Annotated in this window: 20 protein-coding genes; 12 read left to right on the top strand and 8 right to left on the bottom strand. The window is 43.4% G+C overall.

Annotated features, from left to right (window positions below; genetic code table 11):
* Nucleotides 1-5: 5 nt before the first annotated feature.
* Nucleotides 6-1,472 carry a class I SAM-dependent methyltransferase gene (locus tag MNR06_RS15720; RefSeq protein WP_243537479.1) on the bottom strand — a complete coding sequence of 489 codons (1,467 nt, stop codon included), beginning with the start codon at nt 1,470-1,472 and terminating at the stop codon, nt 6-8.
* A gap of 194 nt (nt 1,473-1,666) precedes the next feature.
* Between MNR06_RS15720 and MNR06_RS15725 the strand changes: the two genes are divergently transcribed.
* The 3 genes from MNR06_RS15725 to rnk all read left to right on the top strand — a co-directional run bounded on the left by MNR06_RS15725 (nt 1,667) and on the right by rnk (nt 7,357).
* The gene (locus MNR06_RS15725; protein WP_243537481.1) at nt 1,667-3,205 is read left to right on the top strand and encodes a YiiX/YebB-like N1pC/P60 family cysteine hydrolase; all 1,539 of its coding nucleotides are present in this window, start codon (nt 1,667-1,669) and stop codon (nt 3,203-3,205) included.
* A gap of 98 nt (nt 3,206-3,303) precedes the next feature.
* Nucleotides 3,304-6,687, top strand: a complete 3,384-nt coding sequence (locus MNR06_RS15730; RefSeq protein WP_243537482.1) for a tail fiber domain-containing protein — start codon at nt 3,304-3,306, stop codon at nt 6,685-6,687.
* A gap of 295 nt (nt 6,688-6,982) precedes the next feature.
* Complete coding sequence (rnk, locus tag MNR06_RS15735; protein ID WP_243537484.1) at nt 6,983-7,357, top strand: nucleoside diphosphate kinase regulator; 375 nt, start codon at nt 6,983-6,985, stop codon at nt 7,355-7,357.
* A 46-nt stretch (nt 7,358-7,403) separates the two neighbouring features.
* Here rnk and MNR06_RS15740 read toward each other — a convergent pair whose 3' ends face one another.
* Both MNR06_RS15740 and MNR06_RS15745 read right to left on the bottom strand, forming a co-directional pair.
* Complete coding sequence (locus tag MNR06_RS15740) at nt 7,404-8,510, bottom strand: acyl-CoA desaturase (protein ID WP_243537488.1); 1,107 nt, start codon at nt 8,508-8,510, stop codon at nt 7,404-7,406.
* A 48-nt stretch (nt 8,511-8,558) separates the two neighbouring features.
* Nucleotides 8,559-9,179, bottom strand: coding sequence for a hypothetical protein (locus tag MNR06_RS15745; RefSeq protein WP_243537489.1), 621 nt, complete (start codon nt 9,177-9,179; stop codon nt 8,559-8,561).
* 120 nt (nt 9,180-9,299) lie between these two features.
* Here MNR06_RS15745 and MNR06_RS15750 point away from each other — a divergent pair, with 120 nt between their 5' ends.
* The 3 genes from MNR06_RS15750 (at nt 9,300) to MNR06_RS15760 (ending at nt 11,757) form a co-directional block, all read left to right on the top strand.
* On the top strand, nt 9,300-10,277 hold the full coding sequence (locus MNR06_RS15750) for a hypothetical protein (protein ID WP_243537491.1): 978 nt from the start codon (nt 9,300-9,302) through the stop codon (nt 10,275-10,277).
* A complete protein-coding gene (recO, locus tag MNR06_RS15755) occupies nt 10,274-10,873 on the top strand; it encodes a DNA repair protein RecO (RefSeq protein WP_243537492.1) in 600 nt (199 codons plus the stop codon). The genes MNR06_RS15750 and recO overlap by 4 nt, the downstream gene beginning before the upstream one ends.
* Nucleotides 10,874-10,986: 113 nt before the next feature.
* Nucleotides 10,987-11,757: a cyclic nucleotide-binding domain-containing protein gene (locus MNR06_RS15760; RefSeq protein ID WP_243537498.1), complete on the top strand. Its 771-nt coding sequence runs from the start codon at nt 10,987-10,989 to the stop codon at nt 11,755-11,757.
* A 4-nt stretch (nt 11,758-11,761) separates the two neighbouring features.
* Here the strand turns inward: MNR06_RS15760 and MNR06_RS15765 are convergent, their stop codons facing one another.
* Nucleotides 11,762-12,640, bottom strand: coding sequence for a tyrosine-type recombinase/integrase (locus tag MNR06_RS15765; RefSeq protein WP_243537499.1), 879 nt, complete (start codon nt 12,638-12,640; stop codon nt 11,762-11,764).
* 183 nt (nt 12,641-12,823) lie between these two features.
* Here MNR06_RS15765 and MNR06_RS15770 point away from each other — a divergent pair, with 183 nt between their 5' ends.
* Together MNR06_RS15770 and MNR06_RS15775 are read left to right on the top strand one after the other, a co-directional pair.
* The gene (locus tag MNR06_RS15770) at nt 12,824-13,882 is read left to right on the top strand and encodes a sigma-54 interaction domain-containing protein (RefSeq protein ID WP_243537501.1); all 1,059 of its coding nucleotides are present in this window, start codon (nt 12,824-12,826) and stop codon (nt 13,880-13,882) included.
* 71 nt (nt 13,883-13,953) lie between these two features.
* On the top strand, nt 13,954-15,030 hold the full coding sequence (locus MNR06_RS15775; protein WP_243537503.1) for a hypothetical protein: 1,077 nt from the start codon (nt 13,954-13,956) through the stop codon (nt 15,028-15,030).
* Between the two features lie 39 nt (nt 15,031-15,069).
* On the opposite strand, the gene MNR06_RS15780 is transcribed toward MNR06_RS15775, so the two are convergent.
* The gene (locus MNR06_RS15780; protein ID WP_243537505.1) at nt 15,070-15,693 is read right to left on the bottom strand and encodes a TetR/AcrR family transcriptional regulator; all 624 of its coding nucleotides are present in this window, start codon (nt 15,691-15,693) and stop codon (nt 15,070-15,072) included.
* A 178-nt stretch (nt 15,694-15,871) separates the two neighbouring features.
* Here MNR06_RS15780 and MNR06_RS15785 point away from each other — a divergent pair, with 178 nt between their 5' ends.
* On the top strand, nt 15,872-16,393 hold the full coding sequence (locus MNR06_RS15785; RefSeq protein ID WP_243537506.1) for a MarR family winged helix-turn-helix transcriptional regulator: 522 nt from the start codon (nt 15,872-15,874) through the stop codon (nt 16,391-16,393).
* 69 nt (nt 16,394-16,462) lie between these two features.
* Here the strand turns inward: MNR06_RS15785 and MNR06_RS15790 are convergent, their stop codons facing one another.
* The gene (locus MNR06_RS15790; RefSeq protein ID WP_243537507.1) at nt 16,463-16,945 is read right to left on the bottom strand and encodes a hypothetical protein; all 483 of its coding nucleotides are present in this window, start codon (nt 16,943-16,945) and stop codon (nt 16,463-16,465) included.
* 92 nt (nt 16,946-17,037) lie between these two features.
* On the opposite strand from MNR06_RS15790, the gene MNR06_RS15795 reads away from it, so the two are divergent.
* Nucleotides 17,038-17,613, top strand: a complete 576-nt coding sequence (locus MNR06_RS15795) for a YdcF family protein (protein WP_243537508.1) — start codon at nt 17,038-17,040, stop codon at nt 17,611-17,613.
* Here the strand turns inward: MNR06_RS15795 and MNR06_RS15800 are convergent.
* Complete coding sequence (locus tag MNR06_RS15800) at nt 17,610-18,257, bottom strand: TetR/AcrR family transcriptional regulator (RefSeq protein ID WP_243537509.1); 648 nt, start codon at nt 18,255-18,257, stop codon at nt 17,610-17,612. The two genes, MNR06_RS15795 and MNR06_RS15800, sit on opposite strands and share 4 nt — an antisense overlap.
* A gap of 155 nt (nt 18,258-18,412) precedes the next feature.
* On the opposite strand from MNR06_RS15800, the gene MNR06_RS15805 reads away from it, so the two are divergent.
* Together MNR06_RS15805 and MNR06_RS15810 are read left to right on the top strand one after the other, a co-directional pair.
* Nucleotides 18,413-19,858, top strand: a complete 1,446-nt coding sequence (locus MNR06_RS15805) for a TolC family protein (RefSeq protein WP_243537510.1) — start codon at nt 18,413-18,415, stop codon at nt 19,856-19,858.
* A gap of 1 nt (nt 19,859) precedes the next feature.
* Complete coding sequence (locus tag MNR06_RS15810) at nt 19,860-23,069, top strand: efflux RND transporter permease subunit (RefSeq protein ID WP_243537511.1); 3,210 nt, start codon at nt 19,860-19,862, stop codon at nt 23,067-23,069.
* Nucleotides 23,070-23,093: 24 nt separating this feature from the next.
* Here MNR06_RS15810 and MNR06_RS15815 read toward each other — a convergent pair whose 3' ends face one another.
* A complete protein-coding gene (locus MNR06_RS15815; RefSeq protein WP_243537512.1) occupies nt 23,094-24,269 on the bottom strand; it encodes an aminotransferase class V-fold PLP-dependent enzyme in 1,176 nt (391 codons plus the stop codon).

Consider the following 24,269-nt stretch of genomic DNA (forward strand, 5'->3'; position numbering starts at 1 on the left):
GCTTCCTATTTTTGGATGCAAACAAAAAGGTTTACACCAAGAGGTTCTTTTTCAACCCAGATTTTTGATCCCAGGCCTTTAAAGATTCTTAAAAGATCTTCTTCAGAGCGATAGATCAAATGCCAATCTAAAACTAGCTCCATGAAAGGAACGCTTGGGTTGTCTTTACTGAAGTTCCCAATGACAACAACGCCACCTGGTTTAACTGAAGCTAACATTTTATTAGCAGCCATTTGCGCCACCGGCTCTGTGAAATAATCAAAAAGGCCCGCTGAATAAATCAGATCATAATCTTGCTCTGGGCAACCACCAGCAATCACGTTACGGATCGCCATGTTGTTAAATTTGAACTTGAAACCGGATTTCACAAAGCGCTCAACAGAGTGCAATTGGCGTTGGGCGTGTTTTAAAGACTCTTCATCTTGATCTAAGCAAGTGAATTCGACATTACGACCGTGGAACGGTTTACTGTTTTGCAAAAAGATTTGCTGTTCCATTGCCGGACCGCTGGCCACAGATAAAACTTTCAGTGGTTGAGTCGGTGAAGTTGCATTAAAAAGTTGTGTGATCTTTTCAAATAAATACTGACCACGGTTTTTTACTGCGACGCCTGCTGGCTCATCGATAAAGTATTTGTGCATGCATTGATCAAAAAGAGTTTTACCAACAAGTTCATCACGGTAAAGGTGATTCATCATTTCATAATCACCGGCATAGCCGCGAGGTTTAAAGTAAGCACGATTTGCAAATGGAGCGCCGTAAACTAGGTGACCTACTTGTTCTCGGGCAAACTGAGTCGCCCATTTCATTTGTTCCGGAGTAAAGTTTTTAACTAATCTTGGAACATCTGAATATTTAGCTGGAATCACCTGACCTAAGTATTCTGAAACCGTATCTGCAATCGTCATGCGATAGTCTTGAGCTTCCTTCCAGTTATCCACCGGGGAGTTTGCTTCCAAAGCATCGATGCGATTTTTAAGTTTTTCTAACCAGTCCTTCATTTCGTAAACGAAGGTTTTAAACTCTGCAGGCAACATTCCTAGATCCATTGCATACTTTGTTTGGTCATTGATAACTTGGGCAGAAACTTCCAACGCTTTGATGCGTTCGATTTTTAACGGTTCGCCAAGAACTTCGAAACCTACGATCATTTCGCCAGTCACGGATTTCGTGTGCTCTACGGCGCGAGCCCAACGCAAGGCTACGTGTTGAGTTTGGATGTCTTTATAAAGAACATTGGCTTCGACGTGATTGTTTTTATCAAACCAGTTTTTTAATTCTGTGAATTCTTCAGGGCTTACGAGCACTGCGCAACCAAACGAGCTGATGTTAAGAACTTCAAGTTGTTTTCCATTGAAATCAATAAAGCAAGAACGAGGTTCCACATCTGTTCGATCCTGACGAACGACTTTTTTACGACTATTTTCGTCGATGTGAAAAAATTCTTGTTTCATTGCGGAATCGCGGCTCATGGTGGCTCCTGTTTATTTAAAGTGATGAATAATAGCATTTCCTTATCGACTGCGGTCCTTTGGAAGTTTATGGACCAAAGATTAGTTCAGATCTCTTTTAACAAAATTTTGTTGGGTGAAATATAAGGCTTTCGTCTGGGTAATGTCTTGGAACTTTCTAGCCGAAAGGTATGAATACTCAGGAGTTTCACATTATGAAGAAGATCTTACTTGGTAGCGTTTCAGCATTGATGTTTCTTTCTGGCTGCGTGAGCCCTCAACCTCAACCACAAACGTTGGAATCTTATCGCCGTCCAGCAAACACAGAAGAGTTGATTGCGGGAAGCCAACAGGTCTTAAATGATTTATCAAATCCTCAAGTTTTCAACCCGAAAACCTGTACTCAGTTCATCAACAAAGTGACGGATTATTTATACAATCTTCCGGCGGACCACTTTGTGCCGAAAACGCCGATAGAGGTTGAAGCTTTAAGAACCCGTGGTTCTGAAGTGATGGATACGATCTTCCAAATTCGCGTGGTGTTGCACGAAAAGCTGCAAGAGTTTGATGCTAAAAAAGATTTAAGCAAAGACTGTATCCAGGAAATCCGCGAAGGCTTTCAATACGCGCGTTTTTCAGAGGAATATCTATTAGAATGGCTGTATTCGCAAAAAGTCTTTGAGTTTAAGCAAACGCCGCTCATGTCTAATGAAAAACCCAATACTTGGACAAATCCTAAATACACAGGCTTTGCACTTAAAAGTGGTGACGTGATGCTTGTGCGCGGTAAGTCCTATGTGTCTGCAATGATCGCGCGTATTGCTGATGAAGAAGGAAACTTCTCTCACTTAGCCATTGTTGCTGAAGACAAGTTAGGTAAGAAATACGTTGTTGAGGCGTTAATCCAGTACGGAACTATTATTACTCCACTAGAAAAATGGCGTAAAGAAGCTGATGCGCGGGTGGCTTTATACCGTCAACCTGATGAGGCTTTAGCTAAGAAAGCGGCACGCCGAATTTACGACAAAGCCCGCCAAGCGTTAGATGCTAAAAAAGGTATTAAGTATGACTTTGCCATGGATGATTCGGACTATTCGACATTGTTCTGCTCTGAAGTGATCCGTTATGCTTATGACATGGCTTCTGACGGTCAGTTCTTAGTTCCAAAATACCGCAGCTCCGTTTCTAAATTTAAGAATAACGAATATCCAAAAAGTTTGGGTGTGACGAAGACTTCTTTATTCGCTCCTTATGATATCGAAGTGGACCCGCGTTTTGATTTCATCGCAGAACACCGTTACAACCCATTATTAAGACAAGTGCGTATGCAAGACGCTGTTTTACAAAGTGTCTATGGCTGGATGATTGAAAAGAAATATGATTTTCACTGGACCCCACAACACTCGATTAAGTCCTACTTTGCAAAATTGGTGCGTCAGTTCGGTCTAGCAAAAGAGACTTTGCCGAAATATATGCCAGTGCAAGCAATCAAAACGACAGTGCAGTTTGAAGCAGTGGCGGCGTTATTGGAAAAAAACATCTACGCCAAAGAAGCTGAATTCTATAAAAAGAAGGGCTACCTTCCAAGCTTCCAAGACATGCTTGCCATTAACGAACAGTTCCGCAAAGAAGACTGCATCAAACAAAAAGAGTGGATCAAAGCACAAAGAGATCATGTGCGTGATGAACCACCTCCGTTTAATGATTCGAAATTCCATTTCTTCTTTCACAACGATTCAAAATCTTGTGAGTAAAAACGGGGGGCTAAAAGCTCCCTTTTTTTATCTTCATATCGTCTCAATTTGAAACATCATTGTCTTTAGATTTCCTAAGGATCGACCGATAAAGAGGTATGAGTTTAGGAACGTATATTCTAATCATACTTGCGGTTTTTTCCGCTAGCTTTGCTTCAGCTTCGCCTGACTCATTCACTTATCAAGGGCGCATCATTCGTAGCGACGGAACTCCGCTTGAGCATAACAATGTTAGCTTTGCTTTTGAGATTACAAATCCTGCCGGGAACTGCGTATTTTATCGTGAACAAAAAGACAGCGTGAATATGCAGGGATCAAAGGGTGTGTTTGACGTTCCGATTGGATCAGGAACCCGTCTTTTCCCAACCGGCGCTGGTGCTGACATTCGTGATGCGTTTAAAAACTCTATCGCATTACCCTGCGCGGGTGGTGGTACCCACACGGCTGCTGAAAATGAAACACGACTTTTAAAAGTTCAATTCTATGACGGTACAGGCTGGAAGGCGATCACGCCGAATAATGAAATCCGCTCTGTGCCTTTTGCAACTTTCTCTTATTCCGCAGGTCGCTTAGGTAACAATGTGCCTGCAGACTTCGTTCTAAAGACAGCACTGACCACATGTTCTGTGGGTCAATATTTAACGTTTGATGGAACGACTTTTAGCTGTGCGACCGATGCCGGTGGTGCAGGAATGGTGAGTGATGTGAATGTGACCGCTCCACTTACTAAAGGCGGAACAGTTTCTGTTCCGGTACTGGGTATCAGTGTGGGTTCTGCTGCAGGAACCGTTGCTGCTGGTAACGATTCGCGCTTTGGTAATGCCACAAAAATTCAAAATGTGGCAGTGGATGCGACCGCACCAACGACGGGTCAAGTTCTGAAGTATGATGGCAGTACCGCTTACATCCCAGCTTCATTAGCCATTGCTGATATAACGGGCCTTTCTACCCAGTTATCTAATAAATTAAATGCTTCTATGTTCCCGACGAGCTGTACTGCGGGACAATCGTTGGTCTTTGTAACTCCATCGAACACCTTTGATTGTTATAACATTTCAATCACTGAATCACAGATTTCAGGAACGATTGCGGGTTCAAAAATAAGCGGTAATATTTCTGGCAACGCTGCGGGATTCACGGGTTCATTGGCTGGTGACGTTTCAGGAACTCAAGGTGCGACGACAGTAAATAAAATTAAAGGCGTTACTGTTGACGCTACAACACCAACCACTGGTCAGGTTTTAAAATTCAACGGTACGAACTGGGCACCGGCGGCTGACTCGGTGAATGCCGGGACAGTGACATCTGTAACGGCTACTTCACCATTAAGTTCCTCAGGTGGTGCGACACCGGCTATTTCACTTGCGGGATTAACAGGATTAGGTACAGCTAACCAAATCCTTGGAATGAATAACGGTGCAACAGCTTATGAATACAAGTCTATCAGCGGCACTACAAACCAAGTCAACGTGGCTCACGGTGCAGGCACAGTCACATTCTCAACTCCACAAAATATCCATTCAGGAGCAAGTCCGACTTTCACTGGCTTAACTTTATCAGGTATGAATTCAGCCGGAATTGTTAAGAATAATGCTTCAGGTGTTTTATCTGGCGGAAATCAAATCAGTCTAACAGCCGATGCAACAGGCGTTTTGCCAGTAGCAAACGGAGGTACTGGAGCCTCTTCATTTGCTAACTACTCAGTAATTGCATCAAACAACTCAGGAAACTTAACTGCAGTATCGGGTTCTACTGCCGGAACGGTTCTGCAGCACAGCGCGACCGGCCCAGTTTGGAGTACTGCAACTTTCCCAGCAACAACGACGGCAAATCAATTACTATATTCGTCTGCTAACAACGTTGTCGGCGGACTAGCAACTGCCAATAGTTCAATGTTAGTGACCAATGGGGCTGGAGTTCCATCTTGGTCGGCAATTTCTGGCGACACATTCACGCAATATGCTCTTCTTGCAGGTCGCTCGGGCGGGCAAACACTGAACGGTGGAACTGCCGCTAGTAATAATTTAACTCTTGATTCTACTTCGAATTCTACAAAGGGAAATATAATCATCGCACCTACAGGCGGATATATTGGTGTTGGCAATACTTCCCCACAAGTTCCACTTCATATCACCTCTTCTGTTTCTTCCTCTGCTGTATGGCCTTATCGCGGAGGTATTTTAGTAGAAGGTGAAGGCACTTCCGTTTCCGGTCGTGTAAATGCAGTCACGTATTCAGATACAGAACTTCCGACTTTATCTTTACTTCGTTCTAGAGGAACAAAAGCAGCGCCCACAGCTATTTTGTCAGGGGAGTTGATTGGTCAAATAACTGCCATGGGTTATTTGGGCTCCGCGTTTCAAACAGGCGGTCGTACAGCAATTAATTTTCATGCTGCCGAAAACTTATCGGCGACGGCACAAGGTTCGCGGATTGCATTTGCAACAACTGCATCAGGTACGACTAATACTTTCGAAAGAATGTCGATCGGCGATGATGGTTTTGTGGGTATTGGAACCTCTGCGCCGGTCACACTTCTAGAAGTTTCAGACAGCACAGGTGTCACAAGTCGCGGGATTACGTCAACCACGTATTCAACCAATCCAGCGGGTCTGGTACAGACTCGAGGAGCGCGCGGAACTCCAGCCTCACCAGCCGCTTTAAATTCTGGCGACGTCTTTGGATGGTTTGTATTTGCTGGCCACGATGGAACTGCCTTTTCAGCACAAAGCTATCCAACGGGAATAAGCGCATTAGCTACTCAAGCTTGGACAAGTACCGCGCATGGATCGGGTATCCGCTTTCTTACGACACCGAATAATACAGTCAGTGCAGTGGAGGCCATGCGTATCGGTGCTGACGGAAAAGTAGGTATTGGTACTGCGGCTACGAACGGTAACTTAGAAGTATCCTCATCCGTAGCTGGCTACACTATGATTTACAATACAAACACTTCAGCTGGCGGCCAGGCGTGGAGATGGTTGTCTTCATCAACCGCAGCCCCACTAGGCGCAAACTCAATGTGTTTTGCCTTAGGCGTTTGTTACTTCAGTCTTTATTCCTCAGGCAATGCGACTTTAGCAGGTACCTTAACTCAATCTTCAGACATCCGTTTAAAGAAAGACATTCAACCCATCTTAAATGCTCTTGATGCCATCACCAAAATTCAACCTGTGACTTACTATTGGAAAGACAAAGAAAAAGACCAAAAGAAACAGATCGGTCTTATCGCCCAAGACGTCGAAAAAGTTTTCCCAGAAGCTGTGAACACGGACAACCAAGGTTATAAATCAGTAGCCTACCAAAACCTTGTTGCGCCAATCATTGAAGCTATTAAAGAACTGCAACAACAGTTCAAAGGCGAATCAAAAGAAGTCCGCGCCCAGCTGCAAAAGCAAGAACGCGACATCGCTTCGCTAAAAGAAGAAAATCAAATGCTTAAGAAGGCGCTTTGCAAGAAAGATAAAGATTTCTGTAAGTAAGCAAGACCGTTCGGACCGCAAACAAGATCAAATTGAAAAATCATAAACCCTTTGGTACTATTTATTCAGTGAAAAGATCATACCGCCATTTCATTTCAAAAAACTTCGCGCGCTTCAATACAGTGCTATTGAGTTTGAAGTTTATTTCTATTGGCGGTTGAGGATTAAGATCTTCTACTGACTTCAGCCGCCCACACACATTCAAATTCTCCACACACACTAAATGAAACCGCACTTAGCCGAAGGCTAAGTCATGAATCCATTCTTGGGAATCCAAGAACAAAGGAGTTCCTTTATGGAAAACCAAAGCAACTTAATTATTGCAAGCGACGACTTTCACAAAATCTCTACGTTACTAAACGCGGCCCAAGGCGAATTAGCAGAACTGCTGCAAGAAGAACTGAGCCGTGCATCTGTCGTCCCAAACGAAGTGCTGCCCGCCGATGTAGTAGCCATGAATTCAAAAGTAAGCTTTCAAGATATCGATAGCGGCAAAGAGCTATCGGTAACGCTCGTATATCCCCACGAAGCCAATATCAACGAAAACAAAGTCTCAGTACTTGCCCCAGTAGGCTCAGCATTGATCGGATTAAGAGTAGGGCAGGTCATCAATTGGCCTTTACCCAACGGCAAAGAAAAGCGCCTTAAAGTCGTCTCAGTCCAAAAATAAAAAAAGGGAGCTAAAAGCTCCCTTTCAATTTTAATGTAATTTCAAACTACACAGATCGAGCGTAAACACGCCACTGCTTCATTCCCATGTGGAATTCAAGCTTAGCGATTTCCATCTCACGCTTGATCTCGATAAGCTTCAAGTCATAAGCTTCACGCAGTTCCGCACGCTTTTTGCCAGCGTCGACTTTGAACTGTTCATAATCGTCACGAAGCTTCTTCATTTTGTTTTGCGCTTCGATGATTTTTTCTCTGACTGCAGTTAGCTTGTCTGCACAAAGACCCTTGTTGCAAAGCTCAGCAGCTTCCGTCTGTAAGCGAGCTTTCAAAATCTCAGTATTTGAAATCTGACGAAGCTTTGTCGCAAGACCCATCATGTTCAAAGTCTTAATAACCCATTTAGTTGGATCCCAGTGGTACCACTTAATGCCGTTACGATAGTCGATTTGAAATTTATGATGGAAGTTATGGTAACCTTCACCATGAGTCAAAACCGCTACGAACCAAGAATCACGTGCAGAAATTTCTTTTGAATAAGTCTGTTTACCCAAAGTGTGGCAAAGCGAGTTCACAAAGAAAGTGCTTTGTTGAGTTAAAGCGATGCGGAGTCCGCCAGCGATCACTAAACCACCAAGTGCAGAGCCCATCATCCAGCCAATCAAAGTTGGAACAGCAAAACCAGTTAATATCGCAAGTGCGACATAGTACTTATGTTGAAACTGAACCATCCAATCTTTTTCAAGATCTGGAGCGACGATTTTTTGATCCACAGAATCTTTAAAGAACAACCAACCCATGTGGGCATACCAGAAGCCTTCATTGATGTTGTAAGGATCTTTTTCGCCATCAATGTGCGTATGATGTTTGCGGTGATCTGAAGACCATTTCAAAGCTGAACCTTGAAAGCCTGAAGCGCCTACTAACAAGAAAAGCGCCTTCGCAACCGGATGAGCATCATAACTTTTGTGAGAAAATAAACGGTGATAACCCGCAGTGATACTAAGATTTGTAGCCGCAGCAAAGATCAAAGCGAAAAGCAAAATGTCTAATTGAAACCCGTAGTAATAAAAATAAACCGGAGTCAAAATTAGCGTGACCAGGGGATTGATGGTGAGGAATAAAGCCACCGGCCATTCGATACGTTTTTTAGTCATGGGCACCTCGTGCTAATAAGTCTAACAGAGGTGACCAAATATCAATAATTAAATAGAAATTCCGACAAGAATTTTGGTGTAAGTTCCGCTCATATTGATGTCTTGAATAGGCGCGTTACCAGCTTTGTCTTTTGCATCTTTCCACTGAAAGTCCATGTAGCCTAGCTCAGCTCCAACTTGGAAGCCGATAAGTTTGATGCCAGCCTCTAAACCAGCACTGTAAGACGTAACACTGTCAGCAGAAAAATCAGCTCTTGTGGTACCGTTTTCCACAGCCTTCAGACTAGTGCTGTGAGAAATTCCGTAACTGAAAATCGGCCCTAAATACAAGATGGTATCAATCGGGCGCCAGTTAAAAAGAATCGCAGTGCGAGTATATTCAGCATCAAATTCAACACCGTTACTTGACGCAGACAGCCCCATTTTTTCATAACGAAGACCGATCCCAGGAACTAGTGGAACAGGTAATGTCACGATGACATCTGCACCCAAACCAATTGTTGGCACAATCGCCGGAGCATCTGCCGTACAAGTGGGGCACAGTGGTCCCAGATCTGCGGTGGTTGCAAGTAGACCATAAGAAACACGGGCTTCAACAAGAGCAACAGCAGGTTTGCTGAAAGCTAAAAGAGATAAAGCCAAAACCGAAAACCTTAAAATCCTGTGCATGAAATCTCCCAAAAGTTTTCTTAAAGTTTAACAGTTCGATGATCAGAAACAATTCGGTGCGTAAATTAAGACCAAAGTCCGAGCCCTATTTAAAAACAAATCTGATAGATTCTTATAAGTATGTTCATCGATGTTGTGCGCCCGGAAAACTGGGAAGAATTAAATGATAAAGTTAAAACTTCCTTAGGGCTTTCCGCGAAAATCCGCGCCCGATGTTTTAATGGCATCAATCAAGCGGTGTTTGAAATTTCCCAAGGAACAGCGCAGTTCATGTCCCACAAAAAAGCCATCGGAGTCATTCAAGGCCAAACCGCTGCCTTTGAGGGGTTGCTACCATACTATTATAAAGAAACTTACGAAGTCGCGACGTTGTCCCACACTCAATTAGATAATGTAAAAGAGTGGGTTGACGGTTTAAAAAAAGAAACGTGCTTTGTCCTATTCGCCGAAGATCACCCAGTGACAGGTGAGGTTTATCCCTTCGCCGATGAATTAGATAAACTGCTAAATGAAAAGCGCATTTTTTCTTTCAAAGTTTCCCACGCAAATCATCTGCATTCGACAAACGAAGTAAGGCCTTACAGTGTTAGACTTTGTTCGTTTGATCCCAATACGGCCGTAGCAATTTTAGGCGAGCGTTTCAGATCCCCGTCACTTTTGGCCCACAGTCAAAGTTGGGATGAGGAAACGTTCCTAGAAAATCTAGTTACCAAAACTGCAGTGGATCCGCTTCTGATTGAAAATTTTGAAAAAGAAATTTCGACAATCGCCACTTCGTTTTTCACCAAAAGTCAAAGCCGTCTCTTTGATCGTGCCGTTTGCATTTTTAATGACGTCAGTGCTGAAGCCCTGGCTGAAAAGATCTTTGCAAAACTTCAGATTTCCAAAAAAGAGGGTTATCAAAAAATCCTCACCCCAAATATGTGTCACTGGTCTGTGATTAAAATGTTCCGTCATTGGTGGGATCCAACACCAAGCTTAGAACAGCTGCGCGGCATGCTGATTTTCACCCCCGAGGTCCTTCAAAATAAAGACTTTGCCAAGCTTGTGATTACTTCGTATGAAGAAATCAAAGCCGAACAAAGTTGGAGTCTGTGACCCAAGGTAAAGATCGTTTCATCATCTTAAGAAAAATCAAATACGGGGAAGCCGATTTAATTCTTCATGCTCTTTCACCGCAAGGTGAAAAACTGTCGTTCATTGCAAGGGGTGCCCTAAAAAGTAAAAAACGCTTTGGCGGGGGAGTTTTAGAGCCCACTCACTTTGTGACCTTCACCTACAAGATGTCATCAAGCGAAGGACAGCTAAATATCTTGCAAGAAGCCACACTTGTTAACGACTTTGCTGGCATTCGCAAGGATTATGAACATCTCGAGTTAGCCCTGCATGCTTTAGAATGTGTAAGCAAGGTCAGCCAAGAGGGAGATAAGAACTCTGAGTTTTTGTTTAATCTTCTTGGCCACACGCTAAAAGCCATCGAAACTGCAAGTGATCCCTTGGTTTTGAAAATGCATTTTTATTTAAAATTCTTACTGCAACAAGGGGTCGTGAACGCAGAACCCTGGATGACGCCATTCTTACGTACTAATATTGCGGACACAAATCAGCTCACATCCTATCGCCAGACCGTGGATGACGAGCTTCAAAACGTAGAGCAGATGGTAAAACATTACCTAGAGCATGCCGGGCTTTAAAATTCTCAAAACAACTCTCCCATAGTCGAGACTTCGAATTTCTCTCGGAGTCTTATTGCAAATTTGCTTCTTCAAAATTTATTATTTAGGTTAGCAAATTAAGAGAGAATCCAATGGCAGAATTAGAAAATAAAAGAGTATTTCTGATTGTATCTGGCAAACCTGAAGAAATGCAGGCGATGGTCAGCCTGGTAGAACGCTCTGTTCCCGGTGCAACTATTTTCACTGCGGCTGATGGGCAAGAAGCTTTATTCAAATCTGAAAACGTTCCGCCACATATTGTGATTCTTGATGCTGAAGTTCAAAAGCTTTCTGCGGTTGAAGTGACTGAAAAACTGATCCATCGCAAAGAACGTATTGCGGTGATCATTGTATCTCCGCTTCCGGACAATGAGTCCTTCGTTAATGAAGTCGTAACGGGGCAAGTGCATATCTTAACTCGTCCAACGGACGAAAAAACATTCTTGCAACATATGACTCGGGCGATGAACTGGATTGCCCATGGCGATAACTCTGGTTACCGCATGTGCTTTTTAACTCCGAATGAACTTCTTATTCGCGAAGGCGAAAAGGCAAAATGCGTTTACCTAGTTAAAAGAGGCGAACTTAAAGCTTTCAGGTTAGATGATTCATCAAATGAAGTTCTATTAGGAATGATCAGGGCAGGAGAGTTCGTTGGCGAAATGGCTTACATCAACGGTGAAGACCGCAACGCCCACGTGATGAGCTTAACTGATTGTGAGTTGATTGAAATTCCCAATGACTGTCTTGATACGGTTTTATTCTCGAAACCAGCTTGGTCAAAGGCGCTGGTTAAAACTCTTTCAACACGTCTAAAACATTCCAACGAAGAAAAAGTCGTTAGCAACGAAGAAAAAGGGTAAAGGACTACTTGCCCTTTCCTAACGGGTGAATACCTTCCATCGTTCGCGCCAACTGATCAATTCCCAAATGGGTGTATTTCTCAGTCGCCTGCAAGCTTTTATGACCTAATAGCTCTTGCAGTGTTCTTAAGTTAGCCCCGCTAGATAATAAATGAGTCGCAAAGCTATGGCGAAGAGCATGGGGGTGAAGTGGTTTCAATAATCCCGCACGCAAGCCACTTTGGCGAACCATTTCATAAGCTGTTCGGGTGTTAAGGGCAGCTTCTCCAAAAACAAAATCATTAAAGGAAGCTTCTTTCTTCCAAGCTTTTAATGCCTTCAAAGTTATATCGGGAATTGCAATAAGGCGCTCTTGCGAACCCTTTCCTTTTACGCGCAGGACCTTCTGTTCAAGCAAAACATCTTTCCACTGCAGACCACAGGCTTCGCTAATACGAAGACCACCACCATATAAAAGCAGAAACAGGATCTTTTCACGCGGCGGGGTTTCCTCATCGAAGCTTTTTAGTACCGATAGCACCTCATCCACGCTTAAAAAGTGTGGAAGCTTCTTAGGAACTTTTGGGCAAGTGATCTGAATAGAGAGGTCCTTCTCAGTCAACCCCTCGTCAAAGGCCCAGGAAAAGAAGCTCTTAAGAGTGGCAGCTTTGCGATTTCTAGAAGCCAAGGATAGGTGGGCCCAGCGGTTGAAAGCGGCCCGCGCAATGGCTAGGACCTCGACCTCGTTTAAGGAGCTTTTAAATTGCGAATCATTATCATCTTTAAAAGCCTGGGCTAAATCGAGCCTATAGTGCTTTATTGTAAGTGGGGATGCTGACTTAATAAAAGTCATGAAATTCAGGTACTTATCGATATTTTCGGAAAGCTTAAAGGTTTTACCCATCGTCCGATTTCCCCAAAATGCCCTAAAAATAATTTAACGCCATGCAAAATTTATCTTGCAAATCCTACACGACCAAGGTTATAACTCAATGCGTTGCTGCGGCGTATCAAAGCGAGATAATCAAATTGAGACGCCCACCCAAGTTTAAAAATTGAAGCACGTTGTGCCGAAAGGTGGCCCCCGATGAACGATAACAACTCAACAACTGTTTTGCCCTCTTCACAGAATGCAAACCAAATTATGTGGAACACAAACACAACTTCAAAAGTAGTCGAAAACAAGACCATCGTCTACCAATCTGAAGTTATGGGCAGCTTGATGAAGATGATCGACCGTGTGGCTCCATCTTCTGCAAACATCCTGGTTCTTGGTGAATCTGGAACAGGTAAAGAGCTTATCGCTCGTTCAATCCATGAGCGTTCAGGCCGTAAGAACAAACCTTTCATCGCGATCAACTGCGGTGCTCTTCGTGAAACCTTGTTAGAGTCAGAACTTTTCGGTCACGAAAAAGGTTCTTTCACTGGCGCTTACACTCGCAAAATCGGTTTGGCTGAAGCTGCTAACGGCGGAACATTGTTCCTTGATGAAATCGGTGAACTTGATCCAGCTATCCAAGCTAAACTTCTTCGCTTCATCCAAGAAGGCGAGATGTACCGTGTAGGTGGTAAAGAGCCAATCAAAGTTGATATTCGTTTGATCTGTGCTACGAACCGCGAGTTGGACCAAGAAGTAGTAAAAGGTAACTTCCGTGAAGACCTTTTCTATAGAATCAACACAATCGTTGTAAGCGCTCCGCCTTTACGCCGTCGTAAAGAAGACATCCCAGCACTTATCAACCATTTCTTGAATAACTCTCAGCACGCTTACTTAAACCGTGGCCGTACTGTGAATGAAGAAGCGATGAAAGCCTTGGTTCGTTATGACTGGCCAGGAAATATCCGTGAACTTCAAAACGTGTGCGAAAGACTTCAGATCCTTTCTGAAGGTCACATGATTATGCTTAACGATGTTCCAGAAAACATCCGTAACGGCGAACAAGAAAAAGACGTGATCGAATACGATCCAACAATGACTTTGCACGATCTAGAGAAGCGCTACATCCTTAAGGCTTTAGCGCACTTTGGTGGTAATAAAACGCAAGCTGCTAACAACTTGGGTATTACGATCAAGACTCTTTATAACAAACTTCATGAGTACGGTGAGTTCGAAAAATTCGCGGTACACACAAAACCAATGAAATAGTACTAGCACCCGGAGTGGTTTCCTCTCTTCTACCACTCCGGGATTTTCTTACGTTTTAGGACGAGGATTTTATGAAAAAAATCATGCTATTAGTTGCTTCAACATTATTAACTTCGGGTATAGCCGTCGCGAAACAACTTCCTATCCAGGAATGCGAAATGCGCATCTATACTGAAGGTGGTACTGAATGGGGTCCTCGTGGACAAAGACAGGCTGCCAAGATCTGTAAAAAGCGCAGTGACGAAAATTATGTTCGTTGCGTGACGGACCGTTATCGCTGGGAACGTTATTCCCATGAAGACGCCGTTGAAAGCTGCATGGCTGTTCCAGCCCAATCCTTAGAAGAAAGAACTTGTATCGCTGACCTTAAGAAAGCAGCATTCAATGAAACTCGCGCGACTCAGTTGTGTGAGTGGACTACGAATCGTCAAATCATACAGTGCGTGGTTTTAAATTACCAAAATCCAGCAACTAGAAAAAACAACGAAGTTTTAGTTCAAGATTGTTACGCTCAGTTTAATCGCGGTGAACTTGATGCTTATGGCAGAAACCCTCGCCAAGAAGCAGAAGCAAGACGTCAGGCTGAAATCCGCCGTCAAGAAGAGCTTCGTCGTCAAGAAATCCAAGCTGCAGAGCAAAGACGCCAAGCTGAAATTCGTCGTCAAGAAGAACTTCGCCGCCAGTCTCAGCAAACGGCTGAACAAAAACGTCTTGAAGAAATCAGAGCTGCAGATCAACGTCGTCTAGAAGAAATCAGACGCGCCGACGAGCGCAGACTTGAAGAGATCCGACGCGCTGATGAAGCTCGTGCTAAACAAGGACAACAAGCAGCGGAAGAATACCGCCGCCGCCAAGAAGAGTTACGTAAGCAAGAAGAAGCCCGCAAACAAGAAGAACTTCGCCGTCAGCAAGAAGCAGCTAAGAAACAAAACGACGGAAAGGCTTCTCAAGATGCAGCTAAAAAAGCTGAAGAAGCTAGAAAACAAGAAGAAGCGAAAAAGCAAGAAGAGCTAAGAAAACAAGAAGAGGCTCGTAAAAAAGCCGAAGAAGCTCGCAAGAAAGAAGAAGAACGTAAAAAAGAAGAAGAACGTAGAAGAAATACTCCACCACCAGTGGATGGCGAAATCACGGATCTTCCTAACTTCTAAAAGTTAAAACGAAAAAAGCCGCGATAACCGCGGCTTTTTTTATGTCTCAAACGCTACGGCGTATTTCCGAACAAACCGCAGAGCTTTTCTTATCGTTTCTTCTTCAGGAGTTTCGCGCAAAAGACGATCCTGCAAAAATAATCCACTCATGTAAGTAGAAATATCCTGGCGGATTTCTTCGACACAACCACCGCGAATTTTTTCTTCCTTATTAAGTATCTGCAAACGCTCTAAAAGATTGCGTTCTAAATTGACGGATACCGTTTGATAAAACTTCTTTTTAAATTTCTTATCAATAAGTGCCTGGGCATAGTAGGCCTTTGAAAACTCAGATCTTGAACGGTACTGCTGGATACGATCAATCACGTAGCGCTCAAGTTCGCGGGTCAGAGTACTTTGAGGAGGGTAGGGAAGTTGTCTTGTTGAAATCCCCGTGATGAATCTATCAACCAAACTAATGAAAAGACCCTGTTTGCCGCCAAAATAACGAGTGATAAGAGCTTCGTTCACGTCAGCCTTTTGCGCGATCATTTTTGTCGTAGTCACTTCGAAACCCTGACTAGAAAAGAGACCTAAGGCCGCCTCTAATAAGGCTTCTTCGGATGCTAAGCGATCCTTGCGTTTGGGTCTTTTCGCAGTAACTTCGGGGGTTTCCGTCTTCATGAGACTCTCCCGTTAGAGTTATAAATCTATAGGATCACTTACCTTTTAAGACTAACATGGTCACCTTAATTTTTTCAATTGTTCCTTAGGGTCCTTAATGGTAACTTATAGTATGCAATCGCTTACATTAGACAAATGTATTCATGTTTATATCCAATAGCGGTGCGAAGGAGATTTTATGGCTAAGTTATTTGTGCAGTCTCTACCGTCTCAAGAAGAACTTCATACCTCATTCCAGAAGTTGTTCGAGGGCGCTGACTCCAAAGCCATGTATTCCAATTTGGTTTTCTTAAAGATTGCAACGGCTTTGGAAAATCATTTCGATAACTTCCTGTTGCCCCACAACTTATCGTTCGGTCGTTTTACAGTGCTGGCGTTACTTTCGTCGACCCCCGAAGGAATTGTTCCAACGGAACTTGCTAGCAGAGTGGGTATCACTCAAGCGACTATGTCAGGCTTATTAAATGGTCTTGAAAAGGCAGAGCTTATCCGTCGTGAAGAGCACCAGAATGACAGAAGATCATTTGTAATTAAGATCACCGATAAAGGTGAGAATTTAATTAAGCACATTCTTCCACAATGGGCGCCCGAAGTGGCGGCATTCTGGAACACATTTTCCCAAGAAGAGATGAGTGGAATGAATCAGCTCATGGGCAAAATGATACAGAATTTATCAATGCTTAGTAAAGCTCAGGCATAAAAAAAGCCGCGGAATCCGCGGCTTTTTTCTTGTCTAAAATACTCCGAATATTCGGAGCTAATAAGAAGACTATTCGTACTTATCTTTATTAATTTCGTAGCAAGAAAACGTTCCATTTTTAGTGATCAGATCAATGCTTGAATCTGAATTCGTCGCAAGCATTTTGTATCCGTCAGCTGTGTAGATCGCTCCGTAGGGGTTATCACCTGGATAGCTTTTAACTTCTAAATACACTTTGCCAGACGCTTTGTGAGTCAGTCGGTGGATGTAAAGGTCATTGTAATCGTTGTCGCCACCATCAAGAAATTGCTGTCTAATTTCAGCGTAAGGAAGTGTTTGTTCGTACTGAGTTGCAAAGTGCTGCTCTACAAGTTTAGCGAAGATCGCTGAAGGGTTTGCTTCTTGTTTAATGTTTAGAAGGTCTTCTTGAGCGAAAGCCGCTTCACGCTCGTCCCAGATTTCTAATTCGCATAATTCCACGTGTTGGGGAACTTGTGCGTAAGCGCCAAAAGAAAGAAAAAGAGTCATAGTCAAAGTAAGCATTTTAGTCATTGAAAGCTCCGGTTTCTGGTTTAATGTTTTATTGATGGCGGCAAGTTAACATAGCAGTCAAGATCGCCCAAATGCATAGACATGAATAAAATATGTATTTTAAGAATAATAAAGGAAAAGGCATGCTGTTGGTTTTAATGACTTTATTAGCTCTATATATCGTTGCAGCCGAAGTCTATGTGTCGGCGATCAGCTCTGACAAAGTGCCAGCTTCTGTAGGCTATATCTTAGTTTTAGGAGCCGCCGGAGACAGCCAGGTGTTGATGGTGATAGATCGAATTGAAATGGCGGTGCTTGCGAAGAGTAAGTATCCTAAGGCGCCCCTGTTGTTGTCGGGAAATGAAAAGCGCGGAGAGATTTCCACTTATAAAAGTATGCTAAATCAAAAAGGTATCACCGATTATATTGAAGAACCGCAAAGCACAACAACTTGGAACAACCTGCGCTTTAGTCAAAAGATGATTCCGGCACAGGCTTCAGTGTTAATCGTGACTTCATCATTTCATCGCCGCAGATCACTGGCGATGGCTAGATCACTAGGAATTGATGCTTATTCATTTTCTGAAGAATTGGAAGAAAAGGAAAGAAGCTGGTTTTATATCTTTCGCGAGCACGCAGCTATCTACAAATATTTTCCGACAATGCTGTGGGCTCGCTTAAAAAATTAGACGTCAAAAAGTTTTGCGTAGGTGCGCACAAAGCCTTCTGTATCGGCAAGCATGACTTCTTGTTTTTCTTCGATCAGAATGCGATCAAAGAAGAAAACACCGTCAAGGTAAGTATCAACATGCTGACAAAGTCTCTGCACGTCAGTGCCAGGTTTTAGTTTTTTTAAGTCACTTAAACGTTGAACACGCTCTACAAGATTTGGATCTAGTTGCAATGTCACTGATTCACGCAATTGCTTTTTAAATTTTTTATCAACTAATGACTGAACAAAAATAATGCGCGCAAATTCCTCGCGAATGCAGCCGTTATGCAAACGAAATTTCACGTACTCTGTAAGTTCATCAGCCAAGTTTGCTTGCGGAGCGTAGGGAAGACTTAGTTGTGACATCTCTTCAATGAACTTCGTGACGATGGCAACTAACAAGCCTGATTTGCCTTCGAAGTAACGACCGATAAGTGACTCATTCACGTCGGCTTTTTTTGCGATCATCTTGGTAGTCGCACCATCAAAACCGTGCTTAGAAAATATCTCGAGCCCGGCATTCATTAGCTTTTCTTCTGAAGCAGAACGATCCCTCTTTTTTGGTTTGCTTGGGACCCCATCAGTCTCATTTAGAACTTTTGTATGAGATACTTCGCTCATTAAGACCTCCTCGGTCTGAAATGGTAAATATCCGAAACCACTACATAAATCAAGCCTAACATAAAGACTCTAGAAATTCAATAAAGTAATTGATTGCATACTTATCAGGGTTGGTTTAGATTAAGTATGTAAGCGATTACTTATTGGAGTCTGATATGAAGCGATTTGATGTTTGGGAATTGATCACTCTAAGCGCCTTGTTTTTCACGCTATTAGCGGGAAGTTATGCCAAGGCCACGAACCTTCAAGATTACTTAGAAGAAGTTAAAAAAGAAAATACCGGTTACGAAGCAAGTGAAACTCAATCAGAAGCGGCTCATTTAAAATCGCGCGAGGCAGATCTAATTTTTGCTCCACGATTTTTCGCGAACGCTCGCGTAGGGCATGATGGTAAAGAGTCCTTTGGATCCACTTTGACCTACGATCGATTGAACTTGCAAAATTATTCTTTAGGAGTTTCCCAAGATTTCAACTTTGGTTTACAAACCAAACTTAGTTACGCCCTTGATCGTACAGAAATCGAAGGCGCAACATTACCGGCGGGTGTTGGTAACAGCTTTTGGACAGCAACGCCGACTTTAGAGTTGTCTTTACCGTTGTGGGCCAACGGTTTTGGTAGAACAGCCCGTGCGAATCAAGAATTATCCCGTCAGCAAAATATCGCTGAAAGATTTGCCTCTGAAGCGCAAGCAAAAGCTTTATTAGTAGAGGCAGAAGCCGCTTACTGGAAACTAGTCAGCTCTCAACAAATCGTTGAAGTTCAAAGTCGCGCGCTGACCCAAGCACAAAGTATTTTGGAATATGTCAGTCGAAAAGCGCGCATGAATTTAGGGGAAAATGCCGACGTCCTTCAGGCAAAGGCCATGGTTGAAGCGACAACGTTTCAATTGCAGCTAGCGAAAAATCAAGAAAAGGCAGCTCGCAGAAATTTCAATACATATATTCATAAAAATGCTGAAGAACCCGTCGCAAAGTTAGAAGGTTTCAATTTTGAATATTTAAATAGTGTGGCAGTGCCAACTCAGCGTCCAGGAAATCGTTCAGACGTTTTAGCTGCGGAAGCACAATCTAAATTGGCGCAAGCCTCTGCTAAAGTGGTTGCTGAAAGAAACAAACCTAACTTAGATCTTTACGGGTCCTATGCATTCAATGGACGCGACGAAGAATTAAATGAGGCGATGAGCAATGCGGGCCAACCTGAAAAGGACACAGCCTTTGTTGGCGTAAGACTAAATATTCCGTTGAACTTTTCTGTCACATCCGACGTTAAGGCCGGTGCTTTAAAGGCAGAACGGGCTGCCGAGCTTGCTTATGAAAATAAAAAGTTCTTGCAAGAACAAGATTGGAACAATCTGGTTCAACAACTATCCGAAGCAAAAGAAAACCTGAAGCTTGCGACAAATATCGTTAATGCACAAAAAGCCAAACTTGAAAATGAAAGAACTCGTCTGAAGCAGGGTCGTACGACGACTTACCAGGTTCTTTTGTTTGAACAGGATTTTTCGCAGTCTGAAGTGAACCGCGTTCAGGCTGCCTCTTTGATTTTAGGATTAAATTCACAAATTAAACTTTACCAAGCTTCTTTAGAAGGTGGGAAATAGTATGAGTCTGCCAAAGATTTCCATTAGCCGTCCAATTTTCATTACCTGCATCACCATTGCGATCATCGTGGTGGGTTGGGCTTCATTCAAATCCATGAGTGTGGATTTATTCCCAGATGTCAGCGTCCCGGTGGTATCAGTTCAAACTGTCTATCCAGGTGCTGGTCCTTCTGAAATTGAAACCCTAGTAAGCCGTCCCATCGAAGAAGAAGTTAGTACCATCGCTGGGATCAAACGTCTGACTTCAAAAAGTTTAGAAGGTGTTTCGCAAGTTATCGTTGAATTTAACAGTACGGTTGATTCTAAGGACGCTGAACAACAAGTTCGCGACAAAGTGAATATTGCGAAGGCTAAACTTCCTGATGAAGTTGAAGATTCGGTTATTAAAAAATTCGACCCTTCAGACACCCCAATCCTAATGCTGTCGTTAACGGCGAAAGACATGGGTGATGCGCAATTGTTTGATATTGCCGATCAGTACATCAAGCCGCGCCTAGAGCAGGTTAGTAACGTCGGAGCCATTGAAATCTTCGGTGGTCGTGAAAGAGAAATCCATGTCATCTTGGATCGCAATAAACTTCGTCCCCGTGAAATTTCAGTAAGTCAGGTTGCAGGTCAAGTTGGCGCTTCCGGTGAAAACATTCCAAGTGGTAAAGTTGAACAGGGTGGCAAAGAACTTGTTTTCCGAGGTTTGGGTGAATTTAAAACTGTTTCTGAAATCGGCGACACCTTAGTGAACCTTTATGGTAACGAAGTCCCAACCCGAGTTGCCGATCTTGGTAAAGTCGTTGATACTTTAGAAGATGAAAAATCCCGCGCCTACGTGAACGGGCAAAAAGCCATTTTCTTACAAGTGTACCGTCAATCGGGTTCTAACACCGTCAAAGTTGCCGATGACGTTTTAAAACAAATGGAAAAATTAAAACCTGAACTTGAAAAGATGCAAGGTGCACCTCAAGTTCAACTGGTAACAAATGCTTCCACTAAAATTAAAAACAATATTTACGACGTAAATGAAACCATCATCATTGGTATTATTCTGACAGTGATCACAGTGTTCTTCTTTTTAGGAAGCGCACGTTCTACATTAATCACTGCCTTTTCTTTGCCAATTTCCTTAATTGGCTCGTTCATGGTCATGAAGCTTGCAGGCTTTTCAATCAACATCGTTTCAATGTTAGCCTTAACCCTGGCAGTGGGTCTTCTGATCGACGATGCCATCGTGGTTATTGAAAACATCTATCGCCGTATGGAGTTGGGTGAAGATTCATTAACCGCCGCTGAAAAAGGAACGAGCGAAATCCAAATGGCCGTTATGGCTATCACACTGGTGGTTATTGCCGTGTTCGTTCCAGTAGGAACCATGTCAGGAACTATTGGTCAGTTCTTAAAACAATTCGGTATGACTGTGGTGTTTTCAATGGCGATCAGTTGGTTTGTCGCGATGACCATCATCCCAATGCTGACGGCTTATTTCGGTGGTGAAGGTCATAGCACGCACAAGCCAGTATCAAACTCGCTTTACGATAAAACCCTAGGTCGCATGGTCCGTGGTTTTGACCGCTTCCAGGCAAGTCTTGAAACGGTTTTTGAAAAATTCTTAAGAGTGACTTTAAACCATCCTCTTAAAACAATCGGTGCTACGTTCTTAGTGTTTGTTCTAAGTATCTATACAGTTACCAAGGTGCCAGGTGCCTTTATCACAGACGATGATGCTGGTGAATTCACCGTGACCTTAGAAATGTCCCCAGGAACAAGCTTAAATGGCATGAATAAGGTCGGTGATGAAGTTGATAAGATCATTCGCGCTAATAGCGAAGTTGACTACACAACGATGATTATCGGAACCCAGTACGGTGAATCGAACAAAGCAAGTTACTATGTTCGCCTTAAAAAAGAGCGCGGTGGTTTAACGACGGAACAATTCCGCGATAAAGTCAGACAACAACTGACTCCATTTGCAGCGACTGCTAATCCAGTGGTTAAAAAGTATGATGCTTCAGGTGGTATGGGTGCTCAGCCATTCACGTTGAATTTGGTATCAGCTGATCCAGAGGCATTAAATGCTTCCGCTGAAAAATTAATGGCTGTTTTAAAAACAGATCCACGCCTAAAAGACCTCAACTCGAACTATCGCCCTGGCAAACCTGAAATGCAGGTCATCTTAAAACCAGGTGCAGCAAGACAGTACGGTGTGAATACTTCAACTATGGGCGGCGAATTACGTGCCCAAATCGAAGGCTATACCCCAGCGAAGTTCCGTGAAAAAGGCAGAGAGTATAACGTTCGCGTGCGCTTGCTTCCTGAACAAAGGGACTTAAAAGAAAACTTCAACGCCGTTTACGTTCCGAACGTGAATAGAAAACTAGTAAGACTTTCTGACATCGCTAAAGGCGATGAGACAACGGGCCCTGCATCTATTGAACGTCAAGATCGTGGTCGTTACATCCAAATCACCGCTGGCCTTGCGCCAGGGGCGGGCTTAAGTGATGTTGTTAACGACGCTGTAAAAGCAATGACAGCAGGTGAAAGCGCATTGCCTCCAAGTGTGCGCTATGCTTTCGCTGGTGACGCCGAAAATATGCAAGAACTTGTGACTTCCACGGTTCTTGCCTTGGGCTTTGCGATTCTGTTTATTTACCTGATCCTAGCAAGTCTTTATGAATCCTTCATCACGCCAATCACGATCATGATCGCGATGCCATTGGCTCTCTGTGGAGGTTTCTTAGGGCTTTACTTGATGAATGAAACGATCACAATCTTCGCGATCTTTGGTCTATTCATGCTTATCGGGGTGGCCGGTAAAAACGGTATCTTACTAGTAGACTACACAAGACAGCTGATGGCTGAAGGAAAAAGCCGCGCTGATGCCTTGGTAGAAGCTGGTAAAACTCGTCTTCGCCCGATCTTGATGACTTCGTTTGCCTTAATCGCTGGTACAATTCCAGTTGCTATAGGTCTAAATGAAGCTTCTAAATCCCGCACAGCAATGGGTGTGGTAATTATCGGTGGTATGATCACTTCGACAATCCTAACCCTGATCGTAGTGCCAGCGGTTTTCACCTACGTAGATCGTTTCCGCCTCTGGGCCAATGATCTTGGCGCAAGATTTACTTCTCACAAAAAAGAGCATAAAGATCGCCACGTGGAAGTTAAAATCTCTAACGACAAAAAAGAAAACGAAATGGAACTGGCTGAAACTGAAGCCTAAAAAGAAGGGGAGCTTGGCTCCCCTTTATATTTGTGAAACTAGATCTGTGACTTTCTCTAGGTCTTTAGCATCATGATAAAGACCAAAGCCAAAACGCAAACGACTGCCGCGGGAATCCGTTTTGATTCCCGCTTGCTGCAGATCCTTTACGGCTTTCTGTGTTGCCTCTGTTGATCCAAGATCAAACGTCAAAAAGTGTCCGTGTAAATCCAAAGAATTCGCAAGCAGCTTATGGGCGTTTACAGTTTTAGAGTTTTTCTTTTTTAGGAGTTCCAAAAACAGCGTCTGATTTTTCTGCACAACCGCGTGGATTTTTTCAGGACTTAAATTTTCCGACTTAAATTTTTCAAAAACTGCAATCAGTCTATAAAGCGCAGAAAAGTCCATGGTGCTGCCAGCATATTGAAGGGCATCGGTGGGGTAACCCACTTGATTTCCTACAGCAGACAGGTGCGATAGTTCAGCAAACCATCCCGTATGAAAAGGACGATGGCGGGTAGCGGGTGGCACATAAAGAAAACATGCGCCTTCCCCACCTTGGGCATATTTGTACGCCCCCGCGACGTAAAAGGCTCTATCCTGAATGCTCGAAAGGTCCACAGGCACTGCCATAAAGCTATGGTACCCATCAATAACAAACATCGTATCTGTGGGAGCTTTCTTCGCAAGTCCCACCACATCACTGACTACGCCGGAATTAAAAAACACATGGCTTAAAAAGATCAGATCAAACTCGGCCTGATCCATCGCCGAAGCAAAGCGTTCATTGAAAGTTGCAAAGGGCAGTGTGGGGATTTTGACTATCTCAAAATTCGCAAATTCAGAAAGACGGTTAATCTGTCTATCAAAGCTATAGAATTCCGAATCCGTCGTAAGAACGCGGATCTTCTTATTCCAATCTAAAGAACTTAACAGGCGAAACACCAACTCATGGGTATTCGGTGCAAAAACGATCTGCTCAGAATGGGAAATCCCCAAGGTTTCAGCAATCAGCTTTTGCGCTGCCGGAATTTTCTTAGAAAAAATATGCCCCCATTTATCATCAACGTACTGGCAGGAATCATCCCAGTATTGTAAATGTGCTTCACGGCTTACATCGGGCCAATAGTGATGGCTGTGGCAAGCAAAGTGGTATTCATTCGGATGGGCGTTTAAGAAGCGGGAATAAAGGTGCTTATACATGGTCCAGAGTATAAGCAA

Source organism: Bdellovibrio reynosensis (genome assembly GCF_022814725.1).
In the GTDB taxonomy this organism is placed as follows: Bacteria; Bdellovibrionota; Bdellovibrionia; order Bdellovibrionales; family Bdellovibrionaceae; genus Bdellovibrio; species Bdellovibrio reynosensis.

Bases quoted from the DNA above. Each gene is read 5' to 3' on its own strand.
- MNR06_RS15765 (WP_243537499.1), bottom strand. From the start codon at position 12,640: ATGGGTAAAACCTTTAAGCTTTCCGAAAATATCGATAAGTACCTGAAT.
- MNR06_RS15785 (WP_243537506.1), top strand. From the start codon at position 15,872: ATGGCTAAGTTATTTGTGCAGTCTCTACCGTCTCAAGAAGAACTTCAT.
- MNR06_RS15805 (WP_243537510.1), top strand. From the start codon at position 18,413: ATGAAGCGATTTGATGTTTGGGAATTGATCACTCTAAGCGCCTTGTTT.
- MNR06_RS15720 (WP_243537479.1), bottom strand. From the start codon at position 1,472: ATGAGCCGCGATTCCGCAATGAAACAAGAATTTTTTCACATCGACGAA.
- rnk (WP_243537484.1), top strand. From the start codon at position 6,983: ATGGAAAACCAAAGCAACTTAATTATTGCAAGCGACGACTTTCACAAA.
- MNR06_RS15750 (WP_243537491.1), top strand. From the start codon at position 9,300: ATGTTCATCGATGTTGTGCGCCCGGAAAACTGGGAAGAATTAAATGAT.
- MNR06_RS15770 (WP_243537501.1), top strand. From the start codon at position 12,824: ATGAACGATAACAACTCAACAACTGTTTTGCCCTCTTCACAGAATGCA.
- MNR06_RS15730 (WP_243537482.1), top strand. From the start codon at position 3,304: ATGAGTTTAGGAACGTATATTCTAATCATACTTGCGGTTTTTTCCGCT.
- MNR06_RS15745 (WP_243537489.1), bottom strand. From the start codon at position 9,179: ATGCACAGGATTTTAAGGTTTTCGGTTTTGGCTTTATCTCTTTTAGCT.
- MNR06_RS15800 (WP_243537509.1), bottom strand. From the start codon at position 18,257: ATGAGCGAAGTATCTCATACAAAAGTTCTAAATGAGACTGATGGGGTC.
- MNR06_RS15795 (WP_243537508.1), top strand. From the start codon at position 17,038: ATGTATTTTAAGAATAATAAAGGAAAAGGCATGCTGTTGGTTTTAATG.
- MNR06_RS15790 (WP_243537507.1), bottom strand. From the start codon at position 16,945: ATGACTAAAATGCTTACTTTGACTATGACTCTTTTTCTTTCTTTTGGC.
- MNR06_RS15780 (WP_243537505.1), bottom strand. From the start codon at position 15,693: ATGAAGACGGAAACCCCCGAAGTTACTGCGAAAAGACCCAAACGCAAG.
- MNR06_RS15725 (WP_243537481.1), top strand. From the start codon at position 1,667: ATGAAGAAGATCTTACTTGGTAGCGTTTCAGCATTGATGTTTCTTTCT.
- MNR06_RS15760 (WP_243537498.1), top strand. From the start codon at position 10,987: ATGGCAGAATTAGAAAATAAAAGAGTATTTCTGATTGTATCTGGCAAA.
- MNR06_RS15775 (WP_243537503.1), top strand. From the start codon at position 13,954: ATGAAAAAAATCATGCTATTAGTTGCTTCAACATTATTAACTTCGGGT.
- MNR06_RS15810 (WP_243537511.1), top strand. From the start codon at position 19,860: ATGAGTCTGCCAAAGATTTCCATTAGCCGTCCAATTTTCATTACCTGC.
- MNR06_RS15740 (WP_243537488.1), bottom strand. From the start codon at position 8,510: ATGACTAAAAAACGTATCGAATGGCCGGTGGCTTTATTCCTCACCATC.